The following is a 14,328-nucleotide window of genomic DNA, read 5'->3' on the forward strand; positions in this document are numbered from 1 at the left end:
CGGCTTGTCCGGAAGGTAACGTGGTCGGCTGGACCGGCGGCCATGAGCACCCGGTCCGCAAACCTGTACCTCGCTGCTTGAAAGGCTGCTCAGGATGCCCCGGCAAACGCAGATCGGTTTGATGAGCCACGCGGAACTCGTGTCCGAACACGAGACGCAGACCGCGGAGTACGGCAAATTGAAGACCGAGAAGCTCACGCTGGACATCACCCGGGGCAAGCCCTCCCCCGAGCAGCTCGACCTGTCCACCGAGCTGCTCACCCTCCCCGGCGCCGACGACTTCCGCGACGGTTCCGGCACCGATTGCCGCAATTACGGTGGGCTGCACGGACTTCCGGAGCTGCGGGCCATCTTCGGCGAACTGCTCGGCATTCCCGTGGAGAATCTGCTGGCCGGTAACAACGCCAGCCTGGAGCTGATGCACGACGTCATCGCCTTCGCGATGCTGCACGGCACGGCCGACTCGCCCCGTCGCTGGGCCGACGAACCGATCAAGTTCCTCTGTCCGGCACCCGGTTACGACCGGCACTTCGCCATCACCGAATCGCTCGGGATCGAGATGATTCCGATCGCGATGAACCACGACGGCCCGGACATGCGCGCGATCGCCGAGCTGGTGGCCGCCGATCCGCGGATCAAGGGCCTGTGGGCGGTCCCCAACTATTCCAACCCCACCGGCGTCACCTTCTCCGAAGACGTTGCGCGCGAACTTGTTTCGATGCCCGCCGCGGCGCCGGAGTTCCGGTTGTTCTGGGACAACGCCTATGCCGTGCACCCGCTGACCGATACCGCCGCCCCGGTGCTGGACGTGCTCGGGATGGCGGCCGCCGCCGGTAATCCCCACCGTCCCTTCGTATTCGCCTCGACGTCGAAGATCACCTTCGCCGGTTCGGGAGTCAGCTTCCTCGGGGGGTCCACGGCCAACCTGGAGTGGTACCTGAAGCACCTGTCGAAGAAGAGCATCGGCCCCGACAAGGTGAACCAGCTGCGGCACCTGCGGTTCTTCGGCGACGCCGAGGGCGTGCGCACGCACATGCAGAAGCACCGCGCCATCCTGGAGCCGAAATTCAAGCTGGTGCTGCGGATCTTGGAGGAGCGGCTGGGCGCCTCCAAGGTCGCCTCCTGGACCGAGCCCAAGGGCGGCTACTTCATCAGCCTGGATGTGCTGGAGGGCACCGCGGCCCGGGTGGTCGCGCTGGCCAAGGAGGCCGGAATCGCGCTCACCCCGGCGGGTTCGGCCTTCCCGTACGGAAAGGACCCGGAGGACAAGAATATTCGCATCGCCCCCAGCTTCCCGTCGCTGGCCGACCTGGATGCCGCGATGAACGGGCTGGCAACCTGCGTGCTGCTGGCGGCCACGGAGAAGTATCTGGACAAGTAGGTCCGCGCGTTCCCCCTGTGGTCCCTGCGTGCTTTTGGAAGGGACCACAGGGGGATTCCGGCCGAAAGCGTGCCGGAAATGACGGTGAGGCCGGCGGCTGGGTCGCCCACGTTCACGGCGGCGACTGCGGACTATTCCGGCTTGTGGGCGAGTACCGCGAAGATCGTGACCGACAGGTGAATATCCCCGGACCGGGCGCCATCCTCCAGATCGGCCAGCAACTGTTCGCGCTGAGCTTCCGTGATGGCCCCGCGCGCCACCGCCATCGCGGAGACCCGCGCGACCAGCGCACCGGCGCCGACACTGTGTTCCTGGACCAGCGCGTGCGAGCCGAAGTCATCGATCTCCAGACCGGCCCGGGTGAGCAGCCCGGGCAGACGACGGCCCGCGAACGGATCGGTGGTGCTGCTGATCAGGGTCTCGATCACCTGGTGCACCACGTGCCGGTCGCCGGGGTGCACGATGGCCGTGCCCCAGTCGCTGTCCATCACCACGACCCGCCCGCCCGGGCGCAGCACGCGCGCGATTTCGGCGACGGCGCGCTGCGGTGCGGTCAGGTGCTGGAATACCCGCTCGCACAGGGCGACATCGAAGCTGTCGCTGCTCAGCGGCAGGTTGTAGGCGTCGCCGGGCAGGAACCGGGCCGCCGATCCGGCCTGGCTCGCGCGGCGTTCGGCGGCGGCGAGGAGATCGGGATCGGGTTCCACGCCGACCGCGGTGCCGTCCGGGCCGACGGCCTCGGCGAAGGCCAGGACTTCGGAACCACTGCCGGATCCGATATCGACCGCGCTCTCGCCGGGCCGTGCCGCCAGGGCCTCGTGGGCCCAATACCGCAGTCGCCGGATTCCGGGAAGCGCCGCCTGTAGATCGCGGACGTCGATGAGCTGGTCCTGACCGTCTCGATCGAAACGGTCCGGGCGCAGACCGGAGGTGCTGTGTGAAGGCGCCATGTGCGTAGCCGTTCTATCTGTCGGCACCGTTGCCACTGTGGGTGTAGCCAGAGTGTCGGGCATGCCGACACTCTATGCGCGGGGAAAAGCTACGGGTCGGTACGCATGTGAGATACGCCACTGGACCCCGGGTTGCCCGGCGCGTCGCCGGTCACCCGAGCGGGATGGGATGATCGGTCCCATGGTGAGCCGAAAGCTGTGCCTCGCGCAGGACCCGGAGGCGGACAAACTGCTGTCGACCGACAACTTCGCGCTGCTGACGGGGATGCTGCTGGATCAGCAGTTCCCGATGGAACACGCGTTCCGCGGGCCGCAGAAGCTGGCCGACCGGATGGGCGGATTCGATATCCGCCGGATCGCCGAGGCGGATCCGGAGGAGTTCGAGGAACTGGGCGCCACGCCGCCCGCCATCCACCGCTACGGGCGATCGATGGCGCGCCGCGTGCAGGAGCTGGCCCGCTTCGTCGTCGAGAACTACGACGGCAAGGTCGAGAACCTGTGGACCGAGGGCGACCCGGACGGCAAGGAGGTGCTGAAACGCCTCGAGGCCCTGCCCGGCTTCGGCGACCAGAAGGCCCGGATCTTCCTGGCGCTACTGGGCAAACAACGCGGCGTGCAACTCGCGGGCTGGCGCGAGGCCGCCGGAGCATACGGCGACGAGGGCTCCCACCGCTCGGTAGCCGACGTCACCGACGCCGAATCCCTCTCCCAGGTAAGGGAATTCAAGAAGCAGGCAAAGGCAGCAGCGAAAAAGGGCTGAGCGAGCGCTCGTCTCCGTCCTACAGCCGAGCGGGCGGCCCAGTCTCTGCCCGACAGCCGCATGCCGTATTCACCCTGTCATTGCCGGCATGCTTTCGGCCGGAATCCCGTACCCGCTAGCTGCTGCTTGCCGCTGAGGCGAAAGGTGTTGCCAGCGGGGCGGTTTCGCGTTGGGACGGGTGCTTCCACAGGCCCTTTCGGCGCAGGATGGGCAGGACGCCCTCGCCGAACCAGTACGCCTCCTCCACGTGCGGGTAGCCGGAGAGGATGAAGTGGTCGATGCCCAGGCGGGAGTATTCGACCAGCCGCTCGGCGACCTCCTCGTGCGAGCCGACCAGCGCCGTGCCCGCGCCGCCGCGGACCAGGCCCACGCCCGCCCACAGGTTCGGGGCGACCTCCAGGCGCTCGGTGGAACCGCCGTGCAGGTCGAGCATGCGGCGCTGTCCCTCGGACTCGCTGCGGGCCAGACTCTCCTGCACCCGTGCGATATCGGCCGGGTCGACCGCCTCCAGCAGCCGGTCGGCCTCGGCCCAGGCCTGCTCGGAGGTATCGCGGGAGATGACGTGGATACGCAGGCCGTAGCTGAGCTTGCGGCCCTGGTCTACGGCCAGGCGGCGGATCCACTCCAGCTTCTTGCTCACCGCGAACAGCGGCTCGCCCCAGGTGAGGTAGGTGTCGGCGTACTGCGCCGCCACCGGACCGGCCGCCTGCGAGGAACCGCCGAAGAAGATCGGCGGGATCGGGTCGGGGCGATTGTTCAGCAGCGCGTTGTGGACGTGAATGTGCTTGCCCTCGAAGGTGACCGGCTCGTGGGACTGCCACAGCTCGCGCACCACGTGCAGAAATTCCCCGGTGCGCCGGTAGCGCTCGTCCTTGTCCAGGAAGTCGCCGAAGGCCTGCTGCTCGTGGGGTTCGCCGCCGGTCACGACGTTCAGCAGCAGCCTGCCCCGTGAGTGCCGCTGGAAGGTGCCCGCCATCTGCGCGGCCAGCGTCGGGCTGATCAGCCCCGGCCGGAATGCCACCAGAAACTTCAGCGTCTCAGTCGTTTCCGTGAGCATGGCCGTGGTCAGCCAGGCGTCCTCGCACCACAGGCCGGTCGGCGTGAGGACGGCCTCGAAGCCGTTTTCCTCTGCGGCGCCGGAGATCTGGTTCAGGTAGCGCAGTGACGCGGGCCGACCTCCCGCCATCGCGGTGCCGTGGCCGCCCGCTACCAGGTTGCGGGAATCGCCGTAGGTCGGCAGAAACCAGTGGAAGGACAAGGTCATTCGAACTGCTCCCTTCAGGAGGCCATGGTTCAGGAGGAGGCGGGGAAGAGGTCGTTGAAGCGGGTGTCGACGTAGTCGCGGATCCGTACCTCGCGCGGAATCAGCCCGGCCTCGGAAAAGGCGTCGGCGACCTGCTGTTCGCCGTCGATGGTCGCGTCGTCGAGCGGATGGTCGCGATACTTGTTGCGGTTCACCGAGAGCAGCGCCACATCGGGGGGCAGGCCGGTCTGCTGCGCGAAGATCTGCGCCCACTGCTCAGGGTGCTCGTTCACCCACGTGTGCGCCCGCTGGATCCGGGCGATCAGGTCGCGCAGCGCTGCGGACCGCGACTTGCTGTCGAGCGCCTTGTTCCCCGCGACGTAGAAGGAATCGCCGTTGACGTAACCGTCGCCGTCGACCAGGATTCGCGCGTTCGCCTGCTGCTGTGCCTGGGCGGTGTAGGGATCCCAGATGGCCCAGGCGTCCACGCGGCCGGTGCTGAGCGCGGCGAGCGCATCGGCGGGCTGAAGGTATTGCGGCTGAATATCGTTGAACGACAGCCCGTTCCGGGTCAGTACCGTCAGCAGTTGGTGATGCGCCGAACTGCCCTTGGTCACCGCGATCTTCTTGCCGCGCAAGTCACCCGGGCTACGCAACGGTGAGTCCTTGGGCACCACGACCGCCTGCCCGGCGACGCCCGCGTAGTAGCCCGTGACGATCTTGATCGAGGACTTGGCGGCCGCGGCGAATACCGGTGGCGAGTTGCCGACCCCGCCGAAATCGACTGCGCCGGAATTGATCGCCTCCAGCATCGGCACACCCGCGGTGTACTGCGACCATTCGATCTTGTACGGCACCGACCGCAGTTCACCGGAGGATTCCAGCAGCGCCTGCAGCGCGGTGCCCTTCTGGTCGCCGACGCGCAGCGTCACCTGTGCCAGGTCGACGGTGCCGTCGGGGCGGATCGCCGCGTCCTTGCCGTCGTCGGTGCCGCAAGCGGTCGCGACCACGGCGGTGAGGGCTACGGCGGCGAAGAGGCGGCGGGTGATCATGCTGTTCCTTCTGTTCCTTCGGCGGCCACCCCGAGTCGGGTGAGCAGTTGCTGTCGCAGCGCGGCGAAGCGGGGGTCGTCGCGGCGGCGCGGGCGGGGCATATCGATGCGGATCTCGTCGGCGATGTCGCCGTCGGCCAGCACCAGGGCCCTGTCTGCCAGCAGCAGCGCCTCGTCGACGTCATGTGTCACCAGCAGCACGCCGGGCCGATGCCGCTGCCACAACTCGAGTACGAGGGCGTGAATCGTGATGCGGGTCAGTGCGTCCAGGGCGCTGAACGGTTCGTCGAGCAGCAGCAGGTCCGGGTCGCGGACCAGCGCCCGGGCCAGTGATGCGCGCTGTGCCTCGCCGCCGGACAGGGTCAGCGGCCAGGCGTCGGCGCGCTCGGCCAGCCCGACCTCGGCGAGCGCGTCGCGCGCGGCCGCCCTCGGGTCGCGGCGCCGCAGGCCCAGGGTCACGTTGGCGTGCACGCGTTTCCACGGCACCAGGCGGGGTTCCTGGAAGGCGACGGCGACATCGCCGGAGACCGTCAGCTCTCCGGCGTGGTCGCGATCGAGTCCGGCCAGCGCGCGCAACAGCGTCGACTTGCCGGTGCCGCTGCGGCCGAGCAGGGCGACGAACTCGCCGCGGGCGATGTCGAGGTTGATGTCATCGAGGACGGTGCGTTCGCCGAAAGCCTTGGTCAGCTTGCGAATTCGGGCGACGCCGAAGTCGGGCCCGTCCAGGTAGATGTCCTCGTCGGCTCGTGTCAGTTCCCCAAGAATCCGCGTCGCCATGCGAGCGCCCTCCTTTCGATCAGCCGCACAACGGCATCCGTGAGCAGGCCCAGCACGCTGTAGACGAGGAGCCCGACGACGATGACATCCGTGCGCAGGAATTCGCGCGCGTCGTTGATCAGAAAGCCCAGGCCCGCATCGGCATTGACCTGTTCGGCGACGATGAGCGCGAGCCAGGCCACGCCGAGCGACTGCCGCAGGCCGACCAGGGTCTGGGGGAGCGCGCCGGGCAGCACGATATGCCCGATGGTCCCGAGCCTGGACAGCTGCTGCACCCGCGCGACCTCGGCGAGTTTGCCGTCCACGCCGCGGATTCCGGCGAAGGTGTTGAGGTACAGCGGGATGGCGACGCCGAAGGCCACCAGTACGATCTTCGGCAGCTCGCCGATGCCGAACCAGAGGATGAACAGCGGGATCAGACCGTAGAACGGCAGCGTCCGCAACATCTGCATCGGCGGATCCACGATGTACTCGCCGAGCAGGCTGAGCCCGGCGAGCACGGCCAGCCCGATGCCGATCGCCGCGCCGATGGCGAACCCGATCGCCGCGCGCTGTAGCGACACCGAGATCGCCTGCGGCAGTGTGCCGTCGCGGACGAGTTCGATGGCGGTGTCGACCACGGCGGTCGGTGCGGCCAGCAGCCGTTCCGGCAGGACACCGGTGACGCTGGCCAGTTGCCAGAGCGCGATGAGCAGCACCGGGCTGACCAGGCGCACCCAGCGCGCGTGGAACAGTCGCGGTAGTCGGACGGGCGTCGACCGCAGGGCGAGTGAAGACAAGCGAAAACCTCATGCAGTGGTGGACTGTGTCGGCGGTGCCGAGCGGTCGGCAGCCCAGGTTCCGATGGTGCCCGCCCCGCAGCGCCGGGTCACCGGTTGAAATCTGCCTGGTTCTTACGCCTGACAGGTCGCTGTGAGTTCCCTGAGACTTGCGGCCAGTCGCTGCCCGGCCCGTGCCGCAGCGGCAGTTCCGGCGAATCCGCCACCCACCGATGCACCGCAGCGGATGTGCCGCAGCCTGATGAGGGACAAGCTTGTGAAATTGACGCAATTCGCCGTGGTCGCCGCCTTGGTGACCGCGGCCCTGGGGATAGCCACCGGGACCACCGTCGCGGGCACCGAATTATCGTTCCGTGTGGATGATTTCGTCTTCCCGATCGCCGCGGAGATCCACGACCGCACCGCGACCCTGACCCCGCAGTTCGACCTCGCCCACGCCGTCTACCAGCCGGTGGCCCTGCCGTACGAGGATGTGGCGCCGTTCAAGACGCCCTACGACCGCGAACTCGCCGCCTGGACCCGAATGACCAGCACTATCAGCGCGGGAGCCACCATCGGCACCCTGGTCGGCGGCATCGCGGGCGGCGCGGTGGGCTGCGTCCTGGGCGGCATCGCGGGCGCGACCGTCGCCGCGGCCACCATCGTCGGCATGTTCGGGCCCTTCGTGCCCGCCGCGGTGGTCGGCTGCCTCGGCGGCATCGTCGCCATCGGCGCCCTGGGCACCTTGGCCGGACAGATCCTGGTCACCGCCCCCGTGGCCATCCTGGCCGCTGCGCAATACTTCACCACGGTCAATTCGCCTTTCCCGGGGAAGTGATCTGACCTGGGCAAACAGACGCTCTCGGAGTCGTGGCCTGCGGTTATCGCAGCAATGTGACTCCGGCCACAGATGGGCCTCGGTGTCGGACAGCATAGCTCTCCGCGCCGGGGCTCCGTCGTCGGCGCACCTCCAATCCATTCGGCGGTTCGGCAGTGGTCTGGCGAATCGTTGCGGGTTGTGACCTGACAACCCTGCTGTTCGGGATGCGGCGGGCCTACACTCCAGGTATCCGTCTTGCGGTCTGGCTGCGGTTGTGTGGCCGGGGGCTGTGGGATCTGAGTGGGACCGAGGTGCCCCAGTGACACAGCACAACGCCGTTGCGGCTGTAGTTCGTTCGCCGTTGGTGGAAGTTTCCTTCGCCGAGCCCAATTTCGCGTTCCAGGATGATGCGTTCGCGAAGCACAGCGACCGTCTGGTTCGGCACTTGTTCGATGCCGGGCTGCGGTTGCACGCCGTCCGCCAACGAGTCGACGCCACCGGAGATCAGTCGCTGAGCGACAACGCCGGTGACCTGGCGGCGGTGCTGAACGATTTGGATCTGATCATCCGCGACGCGGGACTTGCCATGCTGGCTCTAGCGCGAGAATCGCTGAGAGACAACGGGGTCGGAACTCGAACCGCTGGGTCGTTCACTCAAACACCGGCATAGGGTCAGACGCTCGAACGCTTAGTACTGCAACTGCACTCAGGTGAGTGGGTGGCCGCGGCGCCGGTAATGCGATAACCGGGCTTGGTGCTGGCGGCGTCGACCAGCCCCAGATGTGATCGGCGGGATTGAGCCGGGTCAGCACGAATGCGATGAGCAGGCGACGGATCTCCGGTAGCGTGAATGTGATCATGCCGACTTCGCGGTCGGCGAGTCCCCCTTTGCGGCAAGAGTTTTCGTTGCCGCGAGCCAGGCCGGAGCGAGCATCGACAGGGTGATGTGGGCATACCAGGCCCGCCATTTGCGGACCTGGTAGTGGTCGAGCCCGGCCTCGCCTTTGGCCTGCTGAAATGCTTCTTCCACGTGCCAGCGCGACCCGGCTGTCCAGGCCAGATCGACCAACCTGGCGGTGGCCGGGCCGTAGCAGAGGTAGTAGGCGATCTCGGTGGGGTCGCTGATGCTGCGCCGAGCCAGCAGCCAGTGCCCGCGCCCGCTGGCCCAGGTGCCGTCGATCTGACGTCGTGCCCAGTCGTATTCGCGCGGGCCGTGCGCGCCGGCACCGACCGACAACCGCTGCCAGTGCGGTCACCGAACTCGGCAACGAGGTCGTCGGCACGGGCGATCCGGTCGGCCCGGGTGCTCAGCGGGTGATCGCAGCGGGTGGCCATCACATAGAACACGTCGTGGTCCTCGCACCAGCCCCGCAAGTAACCGGCCTGACCGTAGGCTTCATCGGCGGTGAACCACGCAAACGGCACCTCCGCGGCCAACGCCCGCTCGAGCATCGCGATCATCTGCCGCGGCTTGGTCGCGAACTCGACCTCGTCGGGTATCCCGGCATCGCGGCACCGGTCCCGATCGGATGTCCACGACTCGGGAACATACAGTTCCCGGTCGACCAGAGCGTGCCCGTGCTTGGACGCGTACGCCAGAAACACCCCGATCCGGCAATTCTCCGTCCGCCCGGCCGTGCCGGAGTACTGCCGTTGCACGCCAGCGGATTTCATGCCCTTCTTCAGGAACCCGGTCTCGTCACCGGCCAGCACCGCTTCCGGGTCGCCGAGATGGGCGACCACATAGTCCCGCACGTCGTCACGGACACCGTCGACATCCCAATCCGCCGCGCGCAGCAGCCGCTGCATCCCCTCCGGGCTACCCTCACCACAACGTTCGGCGAGCGTCCACCCATTCTTGCGTTCCAGGCCCGCGACCAGCCCGGACACGTACTCACGCGCCCGGCCCCGCGGCTCGGCACGAGTGAACCACTCACCGATCTTCGCCATCAACGAATCCAGCTCGGCCACAGCACGATCCAACACCACCCGACAGGTCTACCAGCACCGAATCACGCGAGTGCAGTTGCAGTACTAACTGAACTTGTCCACCGTCAACCAGCCGTTCGTCCCGGCTCCGGCGAAGTAGGTGGGGAAGACCCGGCAAGTGTGCCGGCGGTCCGGGCGTCAACCCCGACGGACGGGGTGGGCGGGATGGGATCGCGACGAGCGAAACCCTCGCGGGCAGGGTCGGGGTGATGTTGTAGTGATGGTGCGCCGGGTGCAGGTTGCCGCGCTCGGCGCGCATATGAGGCGCACACTGGGGAGCGACACATGAGCAGAACCGTGGCCGACGTTTCCGAGACCGAGCTGGTGAATCATGGCTGAGCTGCACGAGATTCCCGCCGACGGCGCCGGACTGCGCCGAGCGTTCGCCGCCTTTCCGAGTGGGGTCGTCGCGGTCTGTGCCGAAATCGGCGGTACCCCACACGGTTTGGCGGTGAGCACCTTCGTTCCGGTGTCGCTGGATCCGCCGCTGGTGTCGTTCTGCGTGCAGAACAGCTCCACGACGTGGCCCCGCCTGTCCGCGGCGAGCTACCTGGGCCTGAGCCTGCTGGGCACCGATCAGCACGGGGCCGCCCGCTCGCTCAGTTCGCGCAACGGGGACCGCTTCCGCGACCTGGATCTATATCACGGCGCGGGCCACGCGGTGTTCGTGGACGGTGCCTCCGCGTGGCTGGAGGGCGTGATCGAGACCCAGGTGCCCGCCGGGGACCATCACGTGGTCATCCTTCGGGTACGTCGGTTGGCCACGCGCGCCGAGGTCGACCCGCTGGTCTTCCACGGCAGCCGTTTCCGCCGCCTGCACCCGGAGGAGGCCCGCAATGGCGTGGCCTGACTCGCACGATCTGACCTTCACCCTGCCCGGGTTGCCGGGCTTCCTACGCCGCTCAGCATCCGAATCGCCTATGCCGGTAGATGATTCGGATGACAAACACTGGTCCTGGGTAAACCCGGCGTGGATCGGCGCGGTCCTCGGCACCACTCCGCTGTGAAGCGGGGTTACCGGTTAGATGCCCCGAAAGCCTGTGAGGGGCGGGGTATCTCGGGTCAGTAGGGGTGGGCGGGGCGGAAGCACAGGCGTCGGCGCGGGGCGGGTAGGGGGTCGGTGTGCGCCACCAGCGCGGCCGCCAGGCCCCGCGCGTGCAACTTGTGCCGCCGCATGTCCTGGCTGAAGGCGTCGAGGTGAATGAGCGTGTGCTGCACCAGGACCGGACCGACGTCCGGCGGATCGACGCACGCGCTGCGATAAGCCTCCACCGCCCGCGGGTCCTCGGTCAGCGCGGCCAGCGCGCCGAGCCGCACCCGCTGGGTGAGGCCGTCCCACAGCCGGGCCTCGTCGGCGCCGCGGATCTGCCGCCACCCGCCGCGGTAGTCCAGATCGCGGATGATGGCGTCGGCCGACTTGCCCAGCCGGGTCTCGCAGACCACCGCCCACAGCGCGCCGAGCCAGCTCAGCGTCCGCAGCACCGAGGGCGTGTCCCGGGAGTCGAGTTCGGCCTCGGCGCCGGCCTGGGTGGACAGATTCGCCCAGCGGAACACCAGCTCCTCGGTCTCGACCAGCAGCTCGCCGGACAACTCGTCCGAGGCGGGTCGCACGATCTGCACCGCGCGCCCGGACACCGGGTCACGCAGCTCCACCATGTCCGCTTCGCCGGTCGGCACCCAGCGATGCGAATTCCGAGTGATCATCGGCGGTCCCCGCTCGGTACAACTGCCACATCCATTCGGATTGAGCCACGAATGTCACAGTTGCGCAAGCAAAACCGGGGTTACGGGGTCGTGGATGCCCGTTCCGGATCCGCGAGCAGCCTGCTGAACTGGCGGTTCGCGATCCGCATGACGATCTCGTAGGGCAGCGCCCACTTGCGCGCGAACCAATAGGCCACGCGGATGTCGAAGGAGGTGTGCACGAGATAGCGGTTGCGCTTGATACCCGCGATGATCCGATCGGCGACCTTCTCCGGCGTCGCCGCGTGCCCCTCGAACAGGCCGATGAACTTGCGTACCCGAGGGTCGTCGCGGTCCACGCCGATGATCTGCACCGTGCCCACCAGCGGCGTGCGCACCGCCCCGGGCACCACCAGGCTCACGCCGATGCGGTGCCGCTCCAGATCGAACCGGAGCACCTCCGAGATGCCCCGCAGCCCGAACTTGCTGGCGCTGTAGGCGGCGTGCCACGGCAGCGCCAGCAGACCGGCGGCCGAGGAGACGTTGACCAGATGCCCGCCGCGCCCCGCCCGCACCATCGGCGGCAGGAAGTTCTCGATGATGTGGATGGGGCCCATCAGGTTCACATCGATGACCGAGCGCCAGTGGCGGTGCTCGAGGTTCTCCACAGTGCCCCAGGTGGCGATGCCCGCGATATTCATGACCACGTCGAGGCTGCCGTGTTCGGCGTGCACGCGGTCGGCCCACGCGGTGACGGACTCGTAGTCGGATACGTCGAGCGCCTGCGCCGTCAGCACCCGGCCGCCCGCGGCCTCGACCGACCGCACCGTCTCGTGCAGTCCCGGCTCGGCGATATCGGTCAGGACCAGGTGCGCTCCCGCGCGCGCCGCGGCCAGCGCGGTGGCCCGGCCGATGCCGCTGGCCGCGCCGGTGATCAGGCATTTCCGGCCGGTCAGGTCTTTCATGTGCGGATCTCCTAGCAGATCTGAGAACAACGCTGTTCACAATAGAGCATTGCGAACAACTGTGTACACAGGGCATCGGTCGTTTGTGGATTTCCCGTTCCCGCTGGGGAAAACCGTTCGCCAACAGTTGGATTCACGGTGATCGGGAGTGCAGACATCGGGTCGGGACTCCCTTACGTTCGTGCATGCAGGACCGGTGCGCAGCGCTACCGCCAGGACCGATGGAGGATCGCGATTTCCATGAGCACACTGGCAGCCGAGTCCGCCGACACCCGCGCCGTGGCGGCGGACGATGAGGATACGCTGCCCGTCGCGCGCACCTGGCATCCGTGGCGATGGCTGGCCGCGGCGATCGCCCTGGTCCTGGTGGCCCAGTTCACGCACGGCCTGATCACCAATCCCGGGTGGGACTGGCCGACGTTCGCGCGCTACTTCACCGCCCGCTCGGTGCTCGAGGCCCTGAAGGTGACCGTCGAGTTGACATTCTGGGGCACGCTGGTCGGCTTCCTGCTCGGCATCTGGCTGGCGGTGGCCCGACTGTCGAAAATCCCTGTGCTGCAGGTGATCGCCTGGGTCTACGTGTGGGCGTTCCGGTCGATCCCGCTGATCGTGCAGCTGCTGTTCTGGTTCAATATCGCCTACCTCTATCAGCGGCTGTCGATCGGAATCCCGTTCGGCCCGGCATTTCTCACCTTCGACGTCAACGGCGTGATCAGTGGATTCACCGCGGCGGTCATCGGGCTGGCGCTGCATCAGGCGGCGTACTCGGCGGAGATCATTCGCGCGGGGATCATCTCGGTGGATCCGGGTCAGCTGGAGGCGGCGAAATCGCTGGGCCTGCCGTGGCGCCGCCAGTTCTTCACCATTATCGCGCCGCAGGCGATGCGCGGCATCCTGCCCAACGCGGCCAACGAGGTGATCAGCCTGTTCAAGGGCACCTCGATCGTGTCGGTGATGGCCATCGCCGAGCTGTTCTATCAGGTGCAGGTGATCTTCGGACGCAATGGCCGGGTGGTGCCGCTGCTGATGGTGGCCACGGTCTGGTACATCGTGCTCACCACGGTGCTGACCATCGTCCAGTACTACATCGAACGGCACTTCGCCAAGGGCAGCCAGCGAGAGCTGCCGCCGACGCCGTGGCAGCGCGTGCGGGGCAAGATCGCCGAGATCACCGGGGAGCGCCGATGAGCGAGTACGCGGTCGAATTACGCGGACTGCGAAAGCATTTCGGAGCGACGGAGGTATTGCGGGGCATCGACCTGGCGGTGCGGCCGGGAGAGGTGACGGCGATCCTCGGCCCGTCCGGTTCCGGCAAGTCGACCCTGTTGCGCACCATCAACCACCTGGAGAAGGTCGATGCCGGATCCGTGCGGGTGGGTGGCGAACTGGTCGGCTACCGGCGCAAGGGCACCAAGCTGTACGAGCTGAGCGAGCGGGACATTCTGCGGCAGCGGTCGCGCATCGGATTCGTCTTCCAGAACTTCAATCTCTTCCCGCATCTGACGGCACTCGAAAACGTCTCGCTGGCACCGGTTTCCGCGCAGGGCCGACCGCGGTCCGAGGTGGAGTCCGAGGCGGCGGAACTGCTGGAGCGGGTCGGCCTGGGCGATAAGGCCGCGGAGTATCCGCGCCGCCTGTCCGGCGGGCAGCAGCAGCGGGTGGCGATCGCGCGGGCGCTGGCCCTGCGTCCCGCCGTGGTGCTGTTCGACGAGCCCACCTCCGCGCTGGATCCGGAGCTGGTCGGTGAGGTGCTGGCGGTGATCCGAGACCTGGCCCGCGACGGCGCGACCCTGGTGATCGTCACGCACGAGATCGGCTTCGCCCGCGAGATCGCCGACACCGTGGTGCTTTTGGACTCCGGGGAGATCATCGAGCAGGGGCCGCCCGGCCGGGTGTTCGACAACCCGGACCATCCGCGCACCAAGGCGTTTCTCGCGCATGTGCTCTGAGC

General features: G+C 67.8%; 15 protein-coding genes. 7 read left to right on the top strand and 8 right to left on the bottom strand.

Annotated elements, in window-relative coordinates:
- The first annotated feature begins 94 nt into the window (after positions 1 to 94).
- Complete coding sequence (locus tag ACYVLQ_RS11340; RefSeq protein WP_460697351.1) at positions 95 to 1,381, top strand: aminotransferase class I/II-fold pyridoxal phosphate-dependent enzyme; 1,287 nt, start codon at positions 95 to 97, stop codon at positions 1,379 to 1,381.
- Between the two features lie 131 nt (positions 1,382 to 1,512).
- On the opposite strand, the gene ACYVLQ_RS11345 is transcribed toward ACYVLQ_RS11340, so the two are convergent.
- Complete coding sequence (locus tag ACYVLQ_RS11345; protein WP_460697352.1) at positions 1,513 to 2,331, bottom strand: methyltransferase domain-containing protein; 819 nt, start codon at positions 2,329 to 2,331, stop codon at positions 1,513 to 1,515.
- A gap of 184 nt (positions 2,332 to 2,515) precedes the next feature.
- On the opposite strand from ACYVLQ_RS11345, the gene ACYVLQ_RS11350 reads away from it, so the two are divergent.
- Complete coding sequence (locus ACYVLQ_RS11350) at positions 2,516 to 3,091, top strand: HhH-GPD-type base excision DNA repair protein (protein WP_460697454.1); 576 nt, start codon at positions 2,516 to 2,518, stop codon at positions 3,089 to 3,091.
- Between the two features lie 115 nt (positions 3,092 to 3,206).
- Here the strand turns inward: ACYVLQ_RS11350 and ACYVLQ_RS11355 are convergent, their stop codons facing one another.
- From ACYVLQ_RS11355 to ACYVLQ_RS11370, 4 genes are read right to left on the bottom strand one after another with little or no spacing between them, the layout of a single operon-like run.
- Positions 3,207 to 4,355 (bottom strand): LLM class flavin-dependent oxidoreductase, encoded by a 1,149-nt coding sequence (locus ACYVLQ_RS11355; protein ID WP_460697353.1) that lies wholly within the window; start codon positions 4,353 to 4,355, stop codon positions 3,207 to 3,209.
- A 29-nt stretch (positions 4,356 to 4,384) separates the two neighbouring features.
- Positions 4,385 to 5,386, bottom strand: a complete 1,002-nt coding sequence (locus tag ACYVLQ_RS11360) for an ABC transporter substrate-binding protein (protein ID WP_460697354.1) — start codon at positions 5,384 to 5,386, stop codon at positions 4,385 to 4,387.
- Positions 5,383 to 6,162 (bottom strand): ABC transporter ATP-binding protein, encoded by a 780-nt coding sequence (locus tag ACYVLQ_RS11365; protein WP_460697355.1) that lies wholly within the window; start codon positions 6,160 to 6,162, stop codon positions 5,383 to 5,385. Before ACYVLQ_RS11365 ends, ACYVLQ_RS11360 begins: the two co-directional genes overlap by 4 nt.
- The gene (locus tag ACYVLQ_RS11370) at positions 6,135 to 6,941 is read right to left on the bottom strand and encodes an ABC transporter permease (protein WP_460697356.1); all 807 of its coding nucleotides are present in this window, start codon (positions 6,939 to 6,941) and stop codon (positions 6,135 to 6,137) included. The genes ACYVLQ_RS11365 and ACYVLQ_RS11370 overlap by 28 nt, the downstream gene beginning before the upstream one ends.
- Before the next feature lie 241 nt (positions 6,942 to 7,182).
- On the opposite strand from ACYVLQ_RS11370, the gene ACYVLQ_RS11375 reads away from it, so the two are divergent.
- Both ACYVLQ_RS11375 and ACYVLQ_RS11380 read left to right on the top strand, forming a co-directional pair.
- Positions 7,183 to 7,758, top strand: coding sequence for a hypothetical protein (locus tag ACYVLQ_RS11375; protein WP_460697357.1), 576 nt, complete (start codon positions 7,183 to 7,185; stop codon positions 7,756 to 7,758).
- A gap of 301 nt (positions 7,759 to 8,059) precedes the next feature.
- Positions 8,060 to 8,410 (top strand): hypothetical protein, encoded by a 351-nt coding sequence (locus ACYVLQ_RS11380; protein WP_460697358.1) that lies wholly within the window; start codon positions 8,060 to 8,062, stop codon positions 8,408 to 8,410.
- A 2-nt stretch (positions 8,411 to 8,412) separates the two neighbouring features.
- Here the strand turns inward: ACYVLQ_RS11380 and ACYVLQ_RS11385 are convergent, their stop codons facing one another.
- Positions 8,413 to 9,690 carry an IS701 family transposase gene (locus ACYVLQ_RS11385; RefSeq protein ID WP_460697455.1) on the bottom strand — a complete coding sequence of 426 codons (1,278 nt, stop codon included), beginning with the start codon at positions 9,688 to 9,690 and terminating at the stop codon, positions 8,413 to 8,415.
- Between the two features lie 370 nt (positions 9,691 to 10,060).
- Here ACYVLQ_RS11385 and ACYVLQ_RS11390 point away from each other — a divergent pair, with 370 nt between their 5' ends.
- Positions 10,061 to 10,579, top strand: coding sequence for a flavin reductase family protein (locus tag ACYVLQ_RS11390; protein ID WP_068024074.1), 519 nt, complete (start codon positions 10,061 to 10,063; stop codon positions 10,577 to 10,579).
- 212 nt (positions 10,580 to 10,791) lie between these two features.
- Here the strand turns inward: ACYVLQ_RS11390 and ACYVLQ_RS11395 are convergent, their stop codons facing one another.
- Both ACYVLQ_RS11395 and ACYVLQ_RS11400 read right to left on the bottom strand, forming a co-directional pair.
- Positions 10,792 to 11,433, bottom strand: coding sequence for a hypothetical protein (locus ACYVLQ_RS11395; protein WP_460697359.1), 642 nt, complete (start codon positions 11,431 to 11,433; stop codon positions 10,792 to 10,794).
- A gap of 80 nt (positions 11,434 to 11,513) precedes the next feature.
- Complete coding sequence (locus ACYVLQ_RS11400) at positions 11,514 to 12,377, bottom strand: SDR family oxidoreductase (protein ID WP_460697360.1); 864 nt, start codon at positions 12,375 to 12,377, stop codon at positions 11,514 to 11,516.
- Between the two features lie 240 nt (positions 12,378 to 12,617).
- On the opposite strand from ACYVLQ_RS11400, the gene ACYVLQ_RS11405 reads away from it, so the two are divergent.
- Positions 12,618 to 13,565: an amino acid ABC transporter permease gene (locus tag ACYVLQ_RS11405; RefSeq protein WP_460697361.1), complete on the top strand. Its 948-nt coding sequence runs from the start codon at positions 12,618 to 12,620 to the stop codon at positions 13,563 to 13,565.
- Positions 13,562 to 14,326 (top strand): amino acid ABC transporter ATP-binding protein, encoded by a 765-nt coding sequence (locus ACYVLQ_RS11410; RefSeq protein ID WP_460697362.1) that lies wholly within the window; start codon positions 13,562 to 13,564, stop codon positions 14,324 to 14,326. The genes ACYVLQ_RS11405 and ACYVLQ_RS11410 overlap by 4 nt, the downstream gene beginning before the upstream one ends.
- The last annotated feature ends 2 nt before the right edge of the window (positions 14,327 to 14,328 follow it).

This window comes from Nocardia thraciensis, assembly GCF_054782435.1.